Raw genomic sequence first — 18,001 nt, forward strand, 5'->3', positions numbered from 1 at the left:
AACTTGATGATTCGGTATCCTAACGGAAAATCGTATCAGCCCATTCAACAAATTGGGACAAAAAAAAGAATCAGCGGCGAATCATCTTATAGTAACCGCGGGATGACGCTTGAAGCTGACTTAAATGAAACGAACCAGTACTATTTGGTCAACGGGATTGCAGTCATTCATAAAAAGCCTACCCCTGTTCAAATTGTCAATGTGGATTATCCAAAAAGAAGCGCTGCTGTCATTAAAGAAGCCTATTTTAAACAATCCTCCACAACAGACTACAACGGGGTATACAAAGGGCGTTATATCGATTTTGAAGCAAAGGAAACCAAAAGCACCACCTCGTTTCCACTCAAAAATTTCCACGACCATCAAATTGAGCATATGAAACAGGTTGAAAAGCAAGGCGGTATTTGTTTTGTTATTATATCCGCATTTGGTTCCGTTTATTATTTGTCCGCTACTGACCTCTTCTTCTTTTGGGAGCGGCAGCAGCAAAACGGCCGTAAATCCATTAGCAAAGATGAATTAATGGAAGCAGGTCACCTCATGACACTTGGATATTCGCCAAGAATTGATTATATTAAAGTAGTGGAGACACTTCATTTTTCGGATGACAGCAAGCAACATTTACGTTCGAAAAAGGTTTAACACGAAAGGTTGAGATGTGATGTCTGATCAATTTACAAGTCGTGAACAGCGACGTAAAGCAAGTCAAGAAAACAATAAGAAGCAAAAGAACAAAAAAGGCAAAAAGAAAGCAGGTCTATTTAAAAAAATATTTTTATCTTTACTCGTGATCGGTCTTCTTTGTTTAGTAGCCGGAATCACAACTTTTGCCGTTTTTGCATCAAGCGCTCCTTCTATTGATGATAGCAAGCTAAAAACGCCGTATTCTTCAAAACTTTATGATAAAGACAAAAAAGTCTTTGCAGAAGTCGGGGCGGAGAAAAGAACGTATGTCTCAATTAAAGATATACCCGACGTGGTAAAAGACGCGTTTATTGCAACTGAAGATGCACGTTTTTATAAACACCACGGGATTGATCCTATCCGTATTGGCGGTGCTCTTGTCGCAAACGTCGAGGACGGTTTTGGAGCAGAAGGTGGAAGTACGATTACCCAGCAGGTAGTGAAGAACTCCCTGCTTAACAATCAAAAGACGTTAAAACGTAAAGTACAGGAAGTATGGCTCTCGATTCAGCTTGAGCAAAAATACTCTAAAGATGAAATTTTAGAAATGTATTTAAACCGTATTTTCTTCTCTCCTTATGCTTATGGTGTTGGGAAAGCGGCTGAACAATTTTTCGGAGTGACAGATTTAAATAAACTAACTGTTGCACAGGCTGCCACACTTGCAGGTATGCCGCAAAGTCCATCTGCCTATAACCCAGTGAAACATCCAGAGGCAGCGGAAAAACGTCGTAATATCGTTTTAGGCCTAATGAAAAAACAAGGCTATATTTCAGAAAAAGAGTATGAGGAAGCAAAAGCAACACCTGTCAGCAAAACGGTTGTTTCAGCTGATAAATATAAGAGTCAAAACTCAAGTAAGTACTCTGCTTATATTGAAGAAGTCATGGAAGAAGTACAGAAAAAAGCCAAAGTAGATGTATCAACAGATGGATTAAAAATCTATACTTCTCTTGATCGAAAAGCACAGGATCATCTGGATGACATCATCAATGGGGATTCAGCCGGATTTACGAAAGGTATGCAAGCTGGAGTCACCCTGCTAGATACAAAAAATGGTGAAATTCGTGCCATTGGCGGTGGTCGTGATGTACCAGCCGGCGGCTTTAACTATGCCACTGATGCAAAACGCCAGCCGGGATCTACAATCAAACCAATTTTAGATTACGGCCCTGTAATTGAAAACAAAAAATGGTCAACATATCAGCAAATTGATGATGCGCCTTATACGTACTCTAACGGTACACCAATTAACAACTTTGACAGAAGACACTTAGGGAAAATGTCGATGAGAAGTGCTTTGGCACAATCACGAAACATCCCTGCTTTAAAAGCTTTCCAAGAAGCTGGTACAGATAATGCTGTTCAATTCGCCAATAACTTAGGTCTGGACTTACCTTCTGACATTCCTGAGTCTTACTCAATCGGCGGATTTGACGAAGGTGTCTCTTCTCTTAAAATGGCTGGTGCATTTAGTGCATTCGGTAACAACGGATACTATAATGAACCGCATGCTGTAACGTCTGTTGAATTTAATGACGGGACGAAGCTTGACTTAACGCCAGACTCTAAAGCAGCCATGAGTGATTACACTGCATTTATGATCACAGATATGCTGAAAACTGCTGTACAATCTGGAACAGGTACACTCGCACAAGTACCGAATGTTCAAGTAGCTGGTAAAACAGGTACAACCAACTTTACACAAGATGATATTAATAAATACAACATCCCTTCTGGCGGTGCGAAAGATTCATGGTTTGTCGGTTACACGCCGCAATACACAGCAGCTGTGTGGACTGGAATCGGCAACTCAAAAGATGCAGACGGCAAAATGTGGCTTACGGATTATGAACAACGTGTTGCCAAAGTTGTTTTCCAGAAATTAATTTCTCAAATTGATGATGGAAGCGGCTCATTTGAAAAGCCAGACAGTGTCGTTGAAGCAACGGTTGAAAAAGGATCAGATCCAGCGAAGTTAGCTGGACCAAACACACCAAGTGATAAGAAGACAACGGAATACTTCGTCAAAGGAACTGTCCCAACAAAAGTTTCTGACACATATGAAAAGAAAGAAGCTGACAAACCATCTGACTTAAAAGCGGTGTATGATGAAGAGAAAAAATCGATTACACTTACTTGGGGTTATGATGACGATGCAGATGCAACATTTAATGTGAAGCAAGCGGTCGATGATGGCGGCTATAAAGACATTCAAAACAGCTCTTCTAAAGAAGCCGTCATCTCTGATGTGAAGCCAGGATCCACCTATAAATTCCAAGTGACAGCGACTGTAGACGATGTCACAAGTAAAGCTGCTTCTACCTTCCTCACCATTAAAGATGACGAAGAAGAGGAAGAAAAAGCAGATGATGAGAACAAAGAAGAAGAGCCACAGCAACCTGATGATGAACAGACAGATCAAACAGATGATAATCAAAACCAAGGCACTGATGAGCAGAAGCCTGATGATAAAAAAGATCAAGATCAAGGCGGAAATACCGAAAATGGCAATGGTGGTTCAAGTGATGGCTCAGACAGTACAAATGGAAACAGCAACTCACAGAGCGATGCCAATAAAGATAAAAAGAAAGACGACGAGAAAGCCAATTCTCAAAGCTCAAATACTCAGTCAAATTCTACTTCTCGCAAAGAAGACGAATAACAAAAAAGCACTTGCCCTATGTGGCAAGTGCTTTTTTAACGATTTTGTTTTAACTTTCTGAGTGCTTCGTATTTTCCATACTGCTTTTTGAGCTCTGTGTATAACTCGTCCAATTGAATAAAGCAATGATATTGAGTAGGTTTAAGTAAAATAAACTCTAATCGTTCTGTCCAGTTAATGGGGGCTACTGGAAACGTCTGTTGTTTGATTTCCTCCCAATCAACGGTTTGAAGCTTCTCTCCTTTGATCCAGTAAAACATTGCAATCATACTGACAATGCCTTGCAGCATATCATCCTCTTCACACCGAGATTTTCTCGTTTGAAAGCGAGGAAGCATGTTGTCTTTTAATTCATTCCACAGATCAAACATCAAAGGAACAAATTCTTCCGTTTTCTGCCACGGTTGCTCATCTAGTAAAGGTTCTGAAGATAGATCAAATGCGAGTGGATTGATTCTTAATATATCCTTTTTTTCGCCGCTTATCTCTACCTTTTTCTCTTTTAGCTTTTCGACATATGAGGTGAAAACAGCTGCTCCGCTCATGCCAGCTTCACCAGCCCTTTTTTCAGCCTCTTCTGCCCTTCTCTGCACATATCAAGAAGTGGACAAGATTCACACTGTGGCCGCTGCGCCTTACAGTGATATCTGCCGAAAAAGATGAGACGATGATGGGTCACGGACCAATCCTCTTTTGGCACCTTCTTCATTAAGGTTTGCTCTACCTCAAGAACAGAATCCTTCCAGCGGCAAATCCCAAGTCGTTTGCTTACGCGCTCGACATGTGTATCTACTGCAATGGCGGGAATTCCAAAAGCGACAGACACAACGACATTTGCTGTTTTCCGTCCAACCCCTGGGAGCTTGATTAGCTCATCTCGATCTCTTGGCACTTCACCGCCATAATCTTCAATCAGCATTTGGCTTAATTTTTGAATGTTTTTTGCCTTATTACGATAAAGACCGATCGAACGAATATCCTGCTGCAACTCTTCAAGCGGCACACTTAAATAGTCTTCTGGTGTTTTATATTTTTGAAATAGATGTTTGGTCACTTTGTTCACTAGAACATCTGTACATTGCGCTGAGAGTGCGACAGCAATCACTAGTTCAAATGGATTGGAATGAACAAGCTCACACTCAGCCTCTGGAAACATATCTCCTATAATATCTAAACATTCATTGATTTGTTTTTTTGATAACATGCCTTCTCCTTTATTGGTTATTGTTCCAGCCAATTATAAAAAGGAACTTGTCTTTTATATGAAGATGTTTCTTCTTTTGAAGGTGGGGCTTTTTGCTGCGAACGGAAATGCTGGCTATGCTCTTTCGCTTCTTCCGCTGTTTTCAGCCCTTTCTTTTTCCACTCAAACAATATTCGATCGATATAGCGAAAATTTAATTTTCCTGATAAAACGGCTTCTCTTAGAGCAAGACGAATCATCTCAGCATCATGATGGTCTTGGTCCATCCAGATCGAGAGTGTTTCCCCTTCAAGAGGAGAAAGTGGTCTGCCAAACTCATCTTCAAATAGCGCATATAAAGATTTTTCAGCCTGCACATGATTCTTTTGCAGGTCTTTCGCCTGTTTTGCTTCTAAAAAGTCATACAGCACACCCCATAAGGGTTCTACCGAGTACCGGTCATGCTGAATACCAGACCTGTCTTCAAACGGCTGGATCGAAATAAACCCTTTTTGAATCAAATACTGCACCATATAAGCACATTCTTCGGCCGAAATGGTCATACCATGTGAAAGCTCTTCAAATGTCTGAAAAAAGACGCCTTGTTCTTCATTCATTTTAATCTTTAACATGACCATCATTTGTGATTCATTCAGTCCTAATTGCTCATAATGGGCAATCAGCAAATTAGGCAAACTGGTCGAACCCATTTTCTGCATATCTATAAATTGCTGCCTTTTCATCGGATACACCTCTTCACTTTCAGTATATCACGTTTTCTCATACGTGCTGTCCTTAAGACGTTTGAAAAAGCCTCCATATGTTGGAGGCTTTCACGTCTTAAGGATATAAACGGTTTAATAATCTTGGGAATGGAATTGTTTCACGCACATGCGGCGCTCCGCTAATCCAAGCAACTGTTCGTTCAAGTCCAAGACCAAAACCTGAATGTGGTACAGAACCATACTGTCTTAATTCTGTGTACCATTTGTACGTTTCTTGATCTAACCCATGTTCTTTTAGTCTTGCTTCAAGCAGATCTAAATCATGAACACGTTCAGAACCACCGATAATCTCTCCATAGCCTTCTGGCGCAATTAAATCTGCACAAAGGACGACATCATCACGGTCTGGTGCAGGCTGCATATAAAATGGTTTTAATGAGGTTGGGTAATGAGTGATAAAGACTGGTTTATCATAGCTTTCGGCGATCGCTGTTTCATGCGGCGCACCGAAGTCATCTCCCCATTCAATGTCATCAAATCCTTTATCCTGCAAGAATTTAATCGCTTCATCATATGTGATGCGCGGGAATGGTGCTTTGATGTTTTCTAATTTTGCTGTATCACGGCCAAGTGTGTGCAGTTCTACTTTACAATTTTCAAGTACACTTTGAACAACGTGAGACACATAATTTTCTTGGTACTCAAGGTTTTCATTAAATTCAACAAATGCCATCTCAGGCTCGATCATCCAGAACTCGATTAAATGACGTTTTGTTTTCGATTTTTCTGCTCTAAATGTTGGACCGAATGAGAATACTTTTCCGAGTGCCATCGCAGCAGCTTCCATGTAAAGCTGTCCACTTTGAGAAAGGTACGCATCTTCATCAAAATATTTAGTAGCAAACAGCTCTGTTGTTCCTTCAGGAGCACTTCCTGTTAAGATTGGCGGATCCACTTTCACGAAGCCTTCTTGATGGAAAAACTCATATGTAGCACGAATAATTTCATTACGGATTTTCATAATGGCATGCTGTTTTTTAGAACGCAGCCATAAATGACGGTGATCCATTAAGAATTCTGTTCCATGTTCTTTTGGTGTAATTGGGTAATCTGTTGCTTCGTGAATCACTTCAATGGATTTCACTTGTAATTCAAAACCAAGTGGTGAACGTTCGTCTTTTGTTACTTGTCCTGTGACATAGACCGATGTCTCTTGTGTCACTGATTTCGCAAGCTTAAAGACTTCCTCTTCCACCTCTGCTTTTACAACGACTCCTTGAATAAAGCCTGTCCCGTCGCGAAGCTGCAAGAATGCAATTTTCCCGCTTGAACGTTTATTGGCAATCCATGCGCCGATTGTTACTTCTTCATCGACGTGTTTGAACACTTGATTAATAGTTGTTTTCAACATATTTCCCTCCAAAGCCAGAAAGAAACTCACCTTGTTAAATAGGTGTGATTCTTTTTTCATACATTTTATTATAACCGTTCTAAATCAGCATGGTCAACGCAAGACAGAAGAAACTACGGTGTTAAATTTTTTTCCACTCGTCCTGTCGTAAAATCAACATAGCTGAAACTATATTGGTTGTTCTCATTTAAGTACGTTACTTCCCAAAGGAGGACGTCACCTTCTCGTGCTAATTGAACATTTTTTAGCTTAGAAATGGTGTTCTCCTTTTGAACGGCTTGTACTGCTTGGTTTGAAGTAATGCCTTCTTTTGCTTTTTTAGCAATGACTTTTTCTTTTTTGCTGGCAGGTACCCACACATAGATCGCTTCGTTTTGTTTGTTTTTACCTTCCACAATAAATTGCTTTTCTTTCCCAACAAAGGTATCCACTTGCTCTACTTGTTCTATTGATGCTTGCTTTTTTGCTCGTTCAATCGCTGCCTCATGACCTTCTTCTTTTTGTCCCATGGCAATTTGATAAATCCACGAAAAGCTAATGATGCCAATGAGTAAAACGAGCGCAGCAACGGATGAAATAATCCAAACTATTTTTTTCATGTCAAGCTTCCCCTATGTGCGATATATGGTAAATATCGCTTGATTTTGATCTTCTTGATCTAATGCTAATCCAAACATAAGATCTTCCCTTTTAAGCGTTCTGTTCAGCAAATCGACGATTTTGTATAGGTCTTCTGAATGCTTAATTTGAACAGTTGAAAGTACCTCTATTTTACTTTCCACTTCTAATTCCTCCTCGGTACGTAAATATTGTTAGTCATACTTTTCAATGTGAGAACCGATACTATTTTTACAACGGAACATAAAAAGCCGTTACGATAAATTAACTCCAAACCCACACCAGTGAAAGGCCGCTTATGACAGCGGCTTTTCGTTGTTAAGCTTTTCTATATACGCCTCAAGCGACTCTTTGGACATCTCGTGAACTGGCGCATGATGAAGTGATTCTAAAAATAGTTTTCCATACGAAGCGGTTTTCACTCGGCGGTCTAAAATCAGCAATGTTCCGATGTCTTTTTCCGAGCGCAGCAAGCGGCCTGCTCCTTGCTTAAAAGTTAACACAGCTTCCGGGAGAGCGACGGCTTTAAAGGGATTCTTCCCCTGTTTTTTTGCAGCTTCACATTTTGCTTCAATGAGCGGTGAATCGGGTGGTCGGAAAGGAAGCCTTGCCATAATGACGGTCGTTAGCTCTGAGCCAGGAAAATCCACACCTTCCCAGAAACTCCCTGTTCCTAGCAAGATGGCCTGCTTAGCCAATTTGAACATTTTTGTCAATTTTACAGGGCTCCCGCCTGTCAAACCTTGAGCAAACAATGCCGATTGCATACCTTCTGATTTCAGCTCTTCATACACTGCTTTTAACATCTCATGTGAATTAAATAACACCAATATTTTCGCTTGATCCTGCTTTTCCATGATCTTAATATATGTTGCAGCTTGCTTCACATATTCGCGTTCATCACGGTTTGTGATCGGCGGCATGTCAGCAGGTACAACGACCTTAAGCTGTTTTTCAAGTTCAAAAGGTGAATCAATTTGGACAAGGTGTGGGTAAAAATCTTGCAGGCCAAAACGTTCCAAGCAATAATCAAAGCGTTGATTGATGGTAAGCGTCCCTGATGTGAGGACAACGCTTTTTTTGTTCATGAAGAACCGATCAGCTAGCAACTCCCCTGTATCTAGCGGCTGCGCGTGCATAAAGACAGCATTCTTGGCACCCTTTGCATCAATCTCAATCCAAACGGTTTCATCATTGTTTGGTTCAAAGATAAACCGGTACAGCGTACTGCAGAATGTCTGCATAAATGACATCACTTGATCGTATTCTTCTGCTTCAAATGCAAACTGCTCTATGAACTGATCACTTTTGTGAAGCAACTCATTTTTTTGCTGCTCATACAGTTTCTCACAAGCAATCAATAACGAACAAAGCTTACTCGCTGATTCTTTAATTCGGACCCACTGAGCATGTTTTGAATGATGACGGACTCTATGAATGAGACGATTGATGTCCGCTTTTGGTTTTGTCCTTTTGACAAAAGAATGAACGGTACTAAAAAATGCGTCACTTTCCACCTGAAGCTGCTGAAGATACTCGTCCATTTCAATAAAGGTGTCAGTTGATAAACCTGCCCCATGAAATCTCTTTTTCAATTTCTTAAGCAGCCCGCCATGCAAAGAGCCAAGCTGGGTTAATTTCGCATGAAGCTGGATATAAGACGCACTGTCACCTAGCGTTTCATTGGCTGTTTTTTCAAATTGGTGGGCCTCATCAATCACATAGACATCTGCATGCTGAAAGATAGAAGCTCCTTCTGTTTGAGATAAAAGCAGACGGTGATTCGTCAAAATTAAATCAGCTGTTTGAGCCTTTCGTTTAGCCCGTTCATAAAAACAATGTTCTTTAAAACGGCGTTTTTTCGATGTAAATGGCATGTGCACACAAGAGATACGGTCTTTTATATTTGCAGCTCCTGACGGTAAATTCAGTTCAGACAAATCACCTGTTTCAGTGACAAGAAGCCACATTAAAATTTGCGCTTTTGTTAAGACAACATCATAGTTATCATCTTCCTCATGCAGGACATGCTCAAACTTATCTAAACAAATATAATGTGCACGCCCTTTAAACACACAGGCGGCTGGCTCAAATGGGAGCAATTGCTTGAGTAGCGGAACATCGCGCTGAAGCATTTGCTGCTGCAGTAAAATAGAATATGTACTGATAATGACAGGTTTTCCTGATTTCTTTGCTTCTAAAGCAGCTGGTATAAGATAAGCGAGTGTTTTCCCGATTCCTGGCGCCGCTTCAATTAACGCATAAGCTCTTTCATGGAACGCATCTCTTACTTTGTTCATCATCGTGAGCTGGCCTTCTCTTACTTCATAGCCTTCTAATGTTTGAGGAAGCTTCTCTTTTATCTCTTCAAACAGTTGCTCGTCGTCACCGCCTACTGCATATGTCGATTCAGTGATAGGATTGGTCACATCTTTCACAGCAAAAGATCCTACTTCTACAAGCGAATCATCCTGACTCGTGTGATTGGTTTCAAGCTGCTTAATTAAAAGTCCTATATCACTTAGAAGATAAGAGGATAATCTGCGCAGCTGTTTTAACACATTTGGCGGTGTATTCCTTAATTGATGTAATAAGGTTAAAAATAACATAGCAGTAACTTCCGCATCACTATCCGCCCTGTGCGGGTGGTCATGTGGAAGCATGAGCTCTTCGCTTAATTCAGTTAACTTATAACCTTCAAGCTCAGGATAAAGAATTCTAGAAATTTCAACCGTATCAATCGCTAGCACATCCAGCTCATTTTTCCCGCATGCTTTTAGTTCATCGTTTAAAAAGTTCAAATCAAAATGAACATTGTGCGCAACAAAATAAGCGCCCTGTATGAGATCATACACCTCTTGGGCAATGTCCTCAAAAAACACCGCGTCATCAACCATGTGCTGTTTAATTCCTGTCAGCTGTTCAATAAATCCAGGAATCGTTTTCCCTGGGTTCACATATTTTGAATACCGTTCGACAATTTGTCCATTTTCAATGACCACCGCAGCAATTTGAATGATTTTATCACCTTTTTTTGGTGAATTCCCGGTGGTTTCAATATCAACGACAACAAACCTTTGATCGGTCATAAAATGGACACCTCAATTCCTCGTTCCACTCATAGTGAAACACACTCTGGGCAATATAGCTGAAACAGAACAGCTTCCTTATGATGAAACTGTTCTGTTTCCATGTGAGCGTGCGTTATAAAATCGTTCTCGCAGGCTCTTGCCCAATCATTTGTTCAATTTGATTTTGTTTATTTAACACGACCACTTTAGGTGTGTGCGATTTCGCTTCTTCCTCTGACAACATCCCATAAGCGATAATAATGACTTCATCTCCTGGCTGAACCAATCTTGCTGCCGCACCATTTAAACAAATGACACCGCTCTTTCTTTCTCCAGGGATGATATATGTTTCAAGTCTAGCACCATTGTGATTATTGACAATTTGCACTTTCTCATTTGCCATCATGCCTGCCGCATCAAGCAAATCTTCGTCGATGGTAATACTGCCTACATAGTGTAAGTTTGCTTCAGTCACTGTCGCTTTATGAAGTTTCGAGGTCATAAAAGTTCTATACATGCTTTTCACCGCTTTCAGGAACATGGAAAATCACATTATCAATCAGTCTTGCCCGGGAGAACTTCACAGCAGTGGCAATGATCACTTGGCCCGTTAAGTGCTGAAGAGGTTCAAGCTCTGGGTAGGAGTAAATGTCAATATAATCGATTTCTCCACTCGTTTGAAGAATCTCCTCTTCCACTAATTGATAAATACGATTTACATCATGTTCACCATTTTCTACAGCTGTCTGTCCTTTTTTTAATGCCCGATATAAAGCAGGTGCTTCTTGCCTTTCTGTTTCAGACAAATACACGTTCCTTGAACTTTTCGCTAAACCGTCTTCTTCTCGAACAGTAGGAACAGACACAAGGTGAAGATCAAAAAAGAAATCCTTGATCATCGCATCGATAACAGCGACTTGCTGTGCATCCTTTAGCCCAAAGTATACATTGGTTGGTGCGACAAGGTGAAACAGCTTTGTCAGCACCGTGACAACGCCGTCGAAGTGTCCTGGGCGTTTCTTCCCGCATAAGACGTCTGTACGCTTTTGAACAGTCATCGTAACCGATGGCTCGTCTTTGTACATTTCCTTCACACCAGGTGTAAATAATATATCTACTCCAGTTTCTTCGGCAAGACGCTGGTCTCTTTTCATATCTCTTGGATAGGATTCAAAGTCTTCATTCGGTCCAAATTGCAATGGATTGACAAAGATGCTCATCACCACAATGTCATTTTGATCTCTTGCTTCTTTTGCAAGCGTAAGATGTCCTTCATGAAGGAAACCCATTGTAGGGACAAATCCAATGGAATGCTGCTTCTTTTGATGCTGCTTGATCATTTCTTTTAATTCATGAATATGGGAGACAACCTTCATTCCTTGATCCCCCCATATAAACCATCAAGGACTTCTTCTTTCATATGAAAGGTATGAGCATCCTCTGGGAATGTGCGTGCTTTTACTTCTTTTGTATATTGTATGAGCGCTTCTTCTAATACAGCATCGATTTGCGCGTATTGTTTCACAAATTTAGGTGTTCTAGACACGCCGTACCCTACCACATCATGGTAAACGAGAACTTGTCCATCTGCTTCAGCCCCTGCCCCAATTCCGATCACAGGAATCTTTAGCATGTCAGTAATCCGTTTTGTCAGTTCACCAGGTACACACTCTAACACAAGGGCGATGGCACCTGCTTCCTCACATTTCAGACTATCTTCAATCAATTTCTGTGCACTCTCTTTGTCTTTTCCTTGCACTTTATAGCCGCCAAGGACACCGACTGATTGAGGGGTGAGGCCTAAATGGCTTACAACAGGAATGCCGCCTCTTGTAAGTGCTTGAATGGATTCAAATACTCCGTCTCCACCTTCAAGCTTTAATGCATCAGCACCGCTTTCTTGCATAATGCGTGCTGCATTTTTCATCGTTTCTTCTAATGAATAATGATAAGACATAAATGGCATATCCGTCACAACAAATGTGTCTTTTGCGCCTCTTTTCACTGCTTTTGTGTGATGAATCATATCATCCATCGTCACTTGCACTGTGGAATCAAGTCCAAGGACAACCATCCCAAGTGAGTCACCAACTAAGATCATGTCGACTTCCGCTTTTTCCGCTTGCTTTGCAGCTGGATAGTCGTATGCTGTCAGCATCACGATAGGTTCGTTTTGTTCTTTCATTTTGAAAAAATCTAACTTTGTCTTCATTTGTTCCTCCTCATTCTGGAGAGGAGATGGCTTGTCTGATCTCACACGCTTTTATCTCTCATGTGCAGACGAATCATCCCTCTGTCCAAGTCCCTTAGGATCAAGGCAGAAATTTATCGAATTTTTCTTCCTAACAGGTACAGTTCTTTTTCAGATACTGCCCACACGAAGTATATCAAAAATGTGCCGGGTGTTCCACTTAAGTTGACTTGATCTCAATGTCAGCGGAGTAGATGTTTTGGATTCCGCCCTCCGTTTCGAGTAAGAGAACGCCTTCATCGTTAATCCCAAGCGCCGTTCCAGCATATTGTCCATTGACGGTGCGTGCGATGATACGTTTTCCAATGGTCATCGCATACGATTCCCATAATTGTTTGATCGGAGCAAAACCATAAGTCATATATTCATCATACCTTTTTTCAAAGGTGGACATGATGGTTTGAATCAATGCCGCTCTGTCTACCTTTTCACCCAGTTCCATTTGCAAACTCGTCGCAACATCCTTTAATTCTTCAGGAAAATCATTAGCCGTCTGATTCACGTTAATGCCTGGACCAATAATGACTGCGTGAACTTGGTCAGCTTCTGCTTTTAATTCAGTCAAAATACCAACGACCTTTTTTCCGTTTAGCAAAATATCGTTTGGCCATTTGATTGATGGACTGAGACCCGTTTGCTGCGCTATGGCTTCAGCGATCGCGACAGATGCTAAAAGCGTCATTTGCGGCGCTTTGTGCAGCGGTATTTCCGGCCGGAGAATCAAACTCATCCAAATGCCTGTCCCATTTGGTGAATGCCACGTTCTTTGAAGGCGGCCTTTTCCGTTTGTCTGATGATCACTGACAACAAGCGAGCCGTGCGGGGCTCCTTTATTGACGAAGTCATGGGCAATGAGCTGAGTTGAGGCGACTTCTTCTTGAAAGTAAATATGCCGGCCAAACAGCTCTGTTTCCAAACCAAACAGAATTTCGTCTTCACTAATTTTGTCCGGTTTACGAAGCAGCCGGTATCCTTTTCTTCTGACCGCTTCGACCTCATATCCCTCTTTTCGCAAATCCTCTATATGCTTCCATACCGCCGTTCGGGAGCAGCCAAGCTCATCACATATTTGCTGGCTTGAGACAAAATCTTGCTCAGATGCTGTAAATAGTTCAATTAATCGTTTTCTAATCGCTGATCGCACGCTATGAGCCACTCCTCTATGGCTTCTTTTCGGTTTTCAAGCTGGTTTTGCAAAACGGCTTTTTTCACAGAAGCAAGCTCTTCTGCAATCCATTTACCAGCTGGCTTTTGCCGAAAGGCCATCAAATCTTTTCCTGACACTGCAAGGTCTTGAAGCTGTTTAATCGGCAGCGCATCATATGAACGTTTCGCCGCCTCCAGCTCATCAAAGAAAATGCGACGCTCATGTTTGAGCTGCGTGATTTTCATACTAGAAAGCAGGACATGTTCACCAGCTTCAAACATTTTTTCCGCATCCCAGTCACAATCAACATATTTGCTAATAGCAACGGCTTCTTTTAAAAGTTTCGTTGATAACTTCCATTCTTTTAAAAAGGACACCGCCTCCGCCTCATCTAGACCAAGTAAATGGATAAAGGCTCCCCACACCTCATCTAACCCATCCAATAAATAATACGGGAAAGCTTGGAACGTTTCATTCAGCTGATCCTTTTTGAGGCCGGGCAATTCTTCATACAATTTGGTGGAGATGAGCACCTTGATGGCTTGCTCACAGTAGCGGCCTTTTAAAAGTTTTTCCATTTCGATTTTTTTGCGTTCAACAGAGATGTTGGCAAGCAGATGTTTATCTTTTTTCATTGCTTCTTCCGTCTCTTTAGAAAGCTCAAACCCGAGCTGGCTTAAAAACCGCACCGCTCTCATCATCCGAAGCGCGTCTTCTTGAAAGCGGCACGCAGGATCTCCAACCGTTTGAATTCGTCTTCGCTTAATATCCCGCTTGCCGCCTACATGGTCAATGATGTCACCATGAATATCCATGGCTACTGCATTGATCGTTAAATCTCTTCTTAAAAGATCTTCTTTTAGTGATGAAATAAACGCCACTTCTTTAGGCCGGCGAAAGTCTTCATATTCTGATTCAGTCCGAAACGTAGTGACCTCATAGCTGACCCCGTCAAGTAAAACAATAACAGTGCCATGCTCTTTGCCGACATCTACTGTTTTATCAAATAAAGACTCCACCACATCAGGTGTGGCATCTGTCGCAATATCGATATCCCCAACTTCCCTGCCTAAAAGGACATCTCTCACCGCACCGCCGACAAAATAAGCTTGATACCCATGTTCGTGCAGTGTATGTAAAATAGGGATCGCATGTGTGAATGGTTCATTCATCTTCAACATCACCTTCGATCAATTCTAAGTAAAGCTCTTCATACTCTCTCACAATTTTGTCAGAAGAGAAATTGGCTTCCACACTAGACTGGGCTGCCATCGATATTTGCTGATGGAGCGCATTGTCTTTCAGAATAGTGATGGCATGTTTTGCTGCTCCATCTACATCACCAAGCGGAACAAGGAATCCTGTCTCTCCATGTGCAATCACCTCTGGAATTCCTCCAACGTCTGTTCCTATACAAGGTACTCCGCATGCCATTGCTTCAAGTAGTACAAGACCAAAACTCTCTTTCTCAGAAAGCAGCAGCTTCAAATCACTAATCGAATAGAGCTCCTCCACTTTCTCTTGCTTTCCTAAAAATAACACGCGGTCCGTTAATCCAAGCTTTTTCACAAGCTCGCAAACAACCGATTTTTCAGGTCCGTCCCCAATCAGTAGCAGTTTTGCATTCACCTGTTCAGAAATCTGTTTAAACACATGGATCACGTCATGCACCCGCTTCACTTTACGGAAATTTGATACATGGATGACGACCTTCTCATCCTGCAGAAGACCATAATGCGTCTTCAGCACTTCGTGATCTTCACGCAAATATACGCGCTCATCGACGAAATTATGGATCGTATCAATTTTTTTATTCGGTTTAATCAGATCGTATGTCTGCGCAGCTAATGAATGTGATACAGCCGTTACGCGGTCAGATGATTCGATCGCAAACCGGATGACTTCCTTTAAAGATGGGTCATAGCCTAAAACCGTAATATCCGTCCCGTGAAGCGTGGTGACGACTTTGACAGACTGTCCAGTCATTTGCTTAGCTAAGAACGCACAGACGGCGTGAGGGACCGCATAATGCGCATGAATAATATCAAGCTTCTCTCGTTTTGCCACTTCTGCGAGTTTACTTGCCAGTGCAAGGTCATAAGGCGGATATTGAAACACAGCATATTGATTGACATCCACCTCATGAAAATAAATATTCGGATACACTTTATTGAGTCTAAACGGAATACTTGAGGTAATGAAATGAACATCGTGCCCTTTTTCAGCTAAACGTTTTCCAAGCTCTGTGGCAATAATGCCCGAACCGCCAACACTCGGATAACAAGTGATTCCGATCTTCAATTTTTTCATAATTACCCCCCAAGTAAGTCATCGTCCATCAAAAGTGGCTTCTTTGTCAGAAACCCTTCTGCAAAAGGTTTATTGACTTCCCTTCCATACATCGACTCTCTCATTTTGACAAAATCAATATAACCATTTACAAGCGGTGTCTCCACTGAACTCTCTGTTTTGACAAATTGGCTTTTATACGCATGTAAGCTATCAATTTTTTGGTTCATCTCGTCTGAGATATCGATCACAAAATCTGGACGATGGTGGCCATTAATCATGTAATAATACATCTGGCTTATTTTATGCGCTGGCTGCTTGTATGAATCTTCAAATTTATGTATACCTGCAGAAAAAGCGGCCTCTTCTACAAGTGAACCCGCATGACCATGATCAGGATGTCGATCTTGGTGGTGCGGGGCAAAAATAAGTTTTGGTTTATATGTTCGGATGACACCTGCAATTTCTTTTATCGCTTCGTCATTCAGATAAAGTCCTCTATCTGGCAGCGTGAGCTGGATTCGAGTCGTGACGCCTAAAATGGCAGCGGCTGCTCTGGCCTCTTCTTTTCGGCTGTCAATCGTTCCATTTGAAGATAATTCAGCCTGAGTCAAGTCACAAATCCCAACACGTGCCCCTTTTTTTACGTATTTTGCAATCGTTCCACCCATACCGATCTCTACATCATCACTATGGGCACCGAATGCAAGGATATCAAGTGGTTTCATGCGTTCCTCCGTTTTTTGCTACATCTCGAAAATCAAACGTACCTTTATTTAAATTCCTGACTAAAATTTCGGCAGTCCCCATATTGGTTGCTAATGGGATGGCATACACATCGCAAAGCCGGATGAGTGCAGATACATCCGGTTCATGCGGCTGTGCAGTGAGAGGGTCTCTAAAAAAGAGCACAAGATCCATTGCATTATCAGCAATCATGGCACCAATCTGCTGATCCCCTCCAAGTGGTCCTGATTGGAAACGATGAACGGGAAGCCCAGTCGCTTCTTTCACTCTTAAACCTGTGGTTCCTGTTGCATAAAGTGTATGATCTGCCAAAAGATCTCGATACGCAATGGCGAATTGAATCATGTCACTTTTTTTCTTATCGTGAGCGATTAAAGCAATGTTCATCAGGGATCCACTCCTTATTAGTCGATAATATTTTCTAAGCCATAAACGAGTTGATCAATATGCATCACCTGTTCAACAGAAAGCTTCACACCTGACATAAAGGATGCACGGTTATAAGAATCATGACGGATCGTGAGCGTCTGTCCGTCCATTCCAAACAGCACTTCTTGATGTGCAATCATGCCTGGAAGTCTTACGCTGTGAAGGCGGATGCCATCATAATCTGCTCCTCGTGCACCTTCGATTAGTTCTTTTTCTTCAGGGTGCCCCTGCTTTTTGCTTTCTCTTACTTCTGCGATCATTTCAGCTGTTTTTAGTCCTGTACCGCTCGGAGCGTCCAATTTTTTATCATGATGAAGCTCAATGATTTCAACATCAGGAAAATAATTTGCTGCCATTTTGGCAAACTTCATCATTAAAACAGCACCAACAGCAAAGTTAGGCGCAATAATACAGCCTATCCCTTTTTCTTCTGTTAATTGCTGAAGTTCTTTTAGGTCGTCTTCTGAAAAACCTGTTGTGCCTACAACTGGACGTACGCCATGTTCAAGGGCTTTTTTTGTATGTACTTTCCCGATTTCTGGGGTCGTCAAATCAATTAATACATCCGGTGCTGTTTCTGAAAGACACACGTCAATATCCGTATAAATGGGCGCATCAGATGTTGTATGAAGCACATCAGATAGCTTTTTCCCCTCATGTGTGTGATCAAGTGCTGCTACCAGTTCAAAATGGCTTGTTTCTTCTGCAAGCTTGACAGCCTCTATCCCCATTCTTCCTCTTGCTCCAGCGATTACGACTTTGATGGTTTGATTCGTCATCT

Annotated in this window: 18 protein-coding genes; 2 read left to right on the forward strand and 16 right to left on the reverse strand. The window is 41.6% G+C overall.

The window, feature by feature from the left end:
* The first annotated feature begins 6 nt into the window (after positions 1 to 6).
* Entirely contained in the window at positions 7 to 642 is a 636-nt protein-coding gene (recU, locus tag MHB38_RS10615; protein WP_017359733.1) for a Holliday junction resolvase RecU, read from the forward strand.
* Between the two features lie 19 nt (positions 643 to 661).
* On the forward strand, positions 662 to 3,349 hold the full coding sequence (locus MHB38_RS10620) for a PBP1A family penicillin-binding protein (RefSeq protein WP_019744017.1): 2,688 nt from the start codon (positions 662 to 664) through the stop codon (positions 3,347 to 3,349).
* A 35-nt stretch (positions 3,350 to 3,384) separates the two neighbouring features.
* Here MHB38_RS10620 and MHB38_RS10625 read toward each other — a convergent pair whose 3' ends face one another.
* The 16 genes from MHB38_RS10625 to dapB form a co-directional block, all read right to left on the reverse strand.
* On the reverse strand, positions 3,385 to 3,894 hold the full coding sequence (locus MHB38_RS10625) for a YpoC family protein (protein ID WP_019744018.1): 510 nt from the start codon (positions 3,892 to 3,894) through the stop codon (positions 3,385 to 3,387).
* A complete protein-coding gene (gene nth, locus MHB38_RS10630; protein WP_008344602.1) occupies positions 3,891 to 4,553 on the reverse strand; it encodes an endonuclease III in 663 nt (220 codons plus the stop codon). The genes MHB38_RS10625 and nth overlap by 4 nt, the downstream gene beginning before the upstream one ends.
* Positions 4,554 to 4,570: 17 nt before the next feature.
* The gene (locus tag MHB38_RS10635) at positions 4,571 to 5,275 is read right to left on the reverse strand and encodes a DnaD domain-containing protein (protein WP_007500879.1); all 705 of its coding nucleotides are present in this window, start codon (positions 5,273 to 5,275) and stop codon (positions 4,571 to 4,573) included.
* A gap of 97 nt (positions 5,276 to 5,372) precedes the next feature.
* Positions 5,373 to 6,665, reverse strand: coding sequence for an asparagine--tRNA ligase (gene asnS / locus MHB38_RS10640; RefSeq protein WP_024718525.1), 1,293 nt, complete (start codon positions 6,663 to 6,665; stop codon positions 5,373 to 5,375).
* A 116-nt stretch (positions 6,666 to 6,781) separates the two neighbouring features.
* Positions 6,782 to 7,267 (reverse strand): cell wall elongation/penicillin-binding protein regulator TseB, encoded by a 486-nt coding sequence (tseB, locus tag MHB38_RS10645; protein WP_035391675.1) that lies wholly within the window; start codon positions 7,265 to 7,267, stop codon positions 6,782 to 6,784.
* 12 nt (positions 7,268 to 7,279) lie between these two features.
* Entirely contained in the window at positions 7,280 to 7,450 is a 171-nt protein-coding gene (locus MHB38_RS10650; protein ID WP_008344594.1) for a YpmA family protein, read from the reverse strand.
* A 132-nt stretch (positions 7,451 to 7,582) separates the two neighbouring features.
* Positions 7,583 to 10,375, reverse strand: coding sequence for an ATP-dependent DNA helicase DinG (gene dinG / locus MHB38_RS10655; protein ID WP_060832413.1), 2,793 nt, complete (start codon positions 10,373 to 10,375; stop codon positions 7,583 to 7,585).
* Positions 10,376 to 10,490: 115 nt separating this feature from the next.
* Complete coding sequence (gene panD, locus MHB38_RS10660; RefSeq protein WP_017359738.1) at positions 10,491 to 10,874, reverse strand: aspartate 1-decarboxylase; 384 nt, start codon at positions 10,872 to 10,874, stop codon at positions 10,491 to 10,493.
* The gene (panC, locus tag MHB38_RS10665) at positions 10,867 to 11,733 is read right to left on the reverse strand and encodes a pantoate--beta-alanine ligase (protein ID WP_046527069.1); all 867 of its coding nucleotides are present in this window, start codon (positions 11,731 to 11,733) and stop codon (positions 10,867 to 10,869) included. The genes panD and panC overlap by 8 nt, the downstream gene beginning before the upstream one ends.
* A complete protein-coding gene (gene panB, locus MHB38_RS10670) occupies positions 11,730 to 12,569 on the reverse strand; it encodes a 3-methyl-2-oxobutanoate hydroxymethyltransferase (RefSeq protein WP_008344587.1) in 840 nt (279 codons plus the stop codon). The genes panC and panB overlap by 4 nt, the downstream gene beginning before the upstream one ends.
* Before the next feature lie 199 nt (positions 12,570 to 12,768).
* Entirely contained in the window at positions 12,769 to 13,752 is a 984-nt protein-coding gene (locus tag MHB38_RS10675; protein WP_025207537.1) for a bifunctional biotin--[acetyl-CoA-carboxylase] synthetase/biotin operon repressor, read from the reverse strand.
* Positions 13,725 to 14,927 carry a CCA tRNA nucleotidyltransferase gene (locus tag MHB38_RS10680; protein WP_017367495.1) on the reverse strand — a complete coding sequence of 401 codons (1,203 nt, stop codon included), beginning with the start codon at positions 14,925 to 14,927 and terminating at the stop codon, positions 13,725 to 13,727. Before MHB38_RS10680 ends, MHB38_RS10675 begins: the two co-directional genes overlap by 28 nt.
* A complete protein-coding gene (gene bshA, locus MHB38_RS10685; RefSeq protein ID WP_046527071.1) occupies positions 14,920 to 16,065 on the reverse strand; it encodes an N-acetyl-alpha-D-glucosaminyl L-malate synthase BshA in 1,146 nt (381 codons plus the stop codon). Before bshA ends, MHB38_RS10680 begins: the two co-directional genes overlap by 8 nt.
* Before the next feature lie 2 nt (positions 16,066 to 16,067).
* The gene (bshB1, locus tag MHB38_RS10690) at positions 16,068 to 16,772 is read right to left on the reverse strand and encodes a bacillithiol biosynthesis deacetylase BshB1 (protein ID WP_017367496.1); all 705 of its coding nucleotides are present in this window, start codon (positions 16,770 to 16,772) and stop codon (positions 16,068 to 16,070) included.
* Positions 16,759 to 17,178, reverse strand: coding sequence for a methylglyoxal synthase (gene mgsA / locus MHB38_RS10695; RefSeq protein WP_008344580.1), 420 nt, complete (start codon positions 17,176 to 17,178; stop codon positions 16,759 to 16,761). The genes bshB1 and mgsA overlap by 14 nt, the downstream gene beginning before the upstream one ends.
* Before the next feature lie 17 nt (positions 17,179 to 17,195).
* Complete coding sequence (gene dapB, locus MHB38_RS10700; protein WP_017359745.1) at positions 17,196 to 17,999, reverse strand: 4-hydroxy-tetrahydrodipicolinate reductase; 804 nt, start codon at positions 17,997 to 17,999, stop codon at positions 17,196 to 17,198.
* Between the last annotated feature and the right edge of the window lie 2 nt (positions 18,000 to 18,001).

The organism is Bacillus sp. FSL K6-3176, assembly GCF_038003325.1.
Classification (GTDB): Bacteria; Bacillota; Bacilli; order Bacillales; family Bacillaceae; genus Bacillus; species Bacillus altitudinis.

Coding starts and splice junctions, on each gene's coding strand:
- recU (WP_017359733.1), top strand. CDS start 7: ATGATTCGGTATCCTAACGGAAAATCGTATCAGCCCATTCAACAAATT.
- MHB38_RS10620 (WP_019744017.1), top strand. CDS start 662: ATGTCTGATCAATTTACAAGTCGTGAACAGCGACGTAAAGCAAGTCAA.
- MHB38_RS10625 (WP_019744018.1), bottom strand. CDS start 3,894: ATGAGCGGAGCAGCTGTTTTCACCTCATATGTCGAAAAGCTAAAAGAG.
- nth (WP_008344602.1), bottom strand. CDS start 4,553: ATGTTATCAAAAAAACAAATCAATGAATGTTTAGATATTATAGGAGAT.
- MHB38_RS10635 (WP_007500879.1), bottom strand. CDS start 5,275: ATGAAAAGGCAGCAATTTATAGATATGCAGAAAATGGGTTCGACCAGT.
- tseB (WP_035391675.1), bottom strand. CDS start 7,267: ATGAAAAAAATAGTTTGGATTATTTCATCCGTTGCTGCGCTCGTTTTA.
- dinG (WP_060832413.1), bottom strand. CDS start 10,375: ATGACCGATCAAAGGTTTGTTGTCGTTGATATTGAAACCACCGGGAAT.
- panD (WP_017359738.1), bottom strand. CDS start 10,874: ATGTATAGAACTTTTATGACCTCGAAACTTCATAAAGCGACAGTGACT.
- panC (WP_046527069.1), bottom strand. CDS start 11,733: ATGAAGGTTGTCTCCCATATTCATGAATTAAAAGAAATGATCAAGCAG.
- panB (WP_008344587.1), bottom strand. CDS start 12,569: ATGAAGACAAAGTTAGATTTTTTCAAAATGAAAGAACAAAACGAACCT.
- MHB38_RS10680 (WP_017367495.1), bottom strand. CDS start 14,927: ATGAATGAACCATTCACACATGCGATCCCTATTTTACATACACTGCAC.
- bshA (WP_046527071.1), bottom strand. CDS start 16,065: ATGAAAAAATTGAAGATCGGAATCACTTGTTATCCGAGTGTTGGCGGT.
- bshB1 (WP_017367496.1), bottom strand. CDS start 16,772: ATGAAACCACTTGATATCCTTGCATTCGGTGCCCATAGTGATGATGTA.
- mgsA (WP_008344580.1), bottom strand. CDS start 17,178: ATGAACATTGCTTTAATCGCTCACGATAAGAAAAAAAGTGACATGATT.
- dapB (WP_017359745.1), bottom strand. CDS start 17,999: ATGACGAATCAAACCATCAAAGTCGTAATCGCTGGAGCAAGAGGAAGA.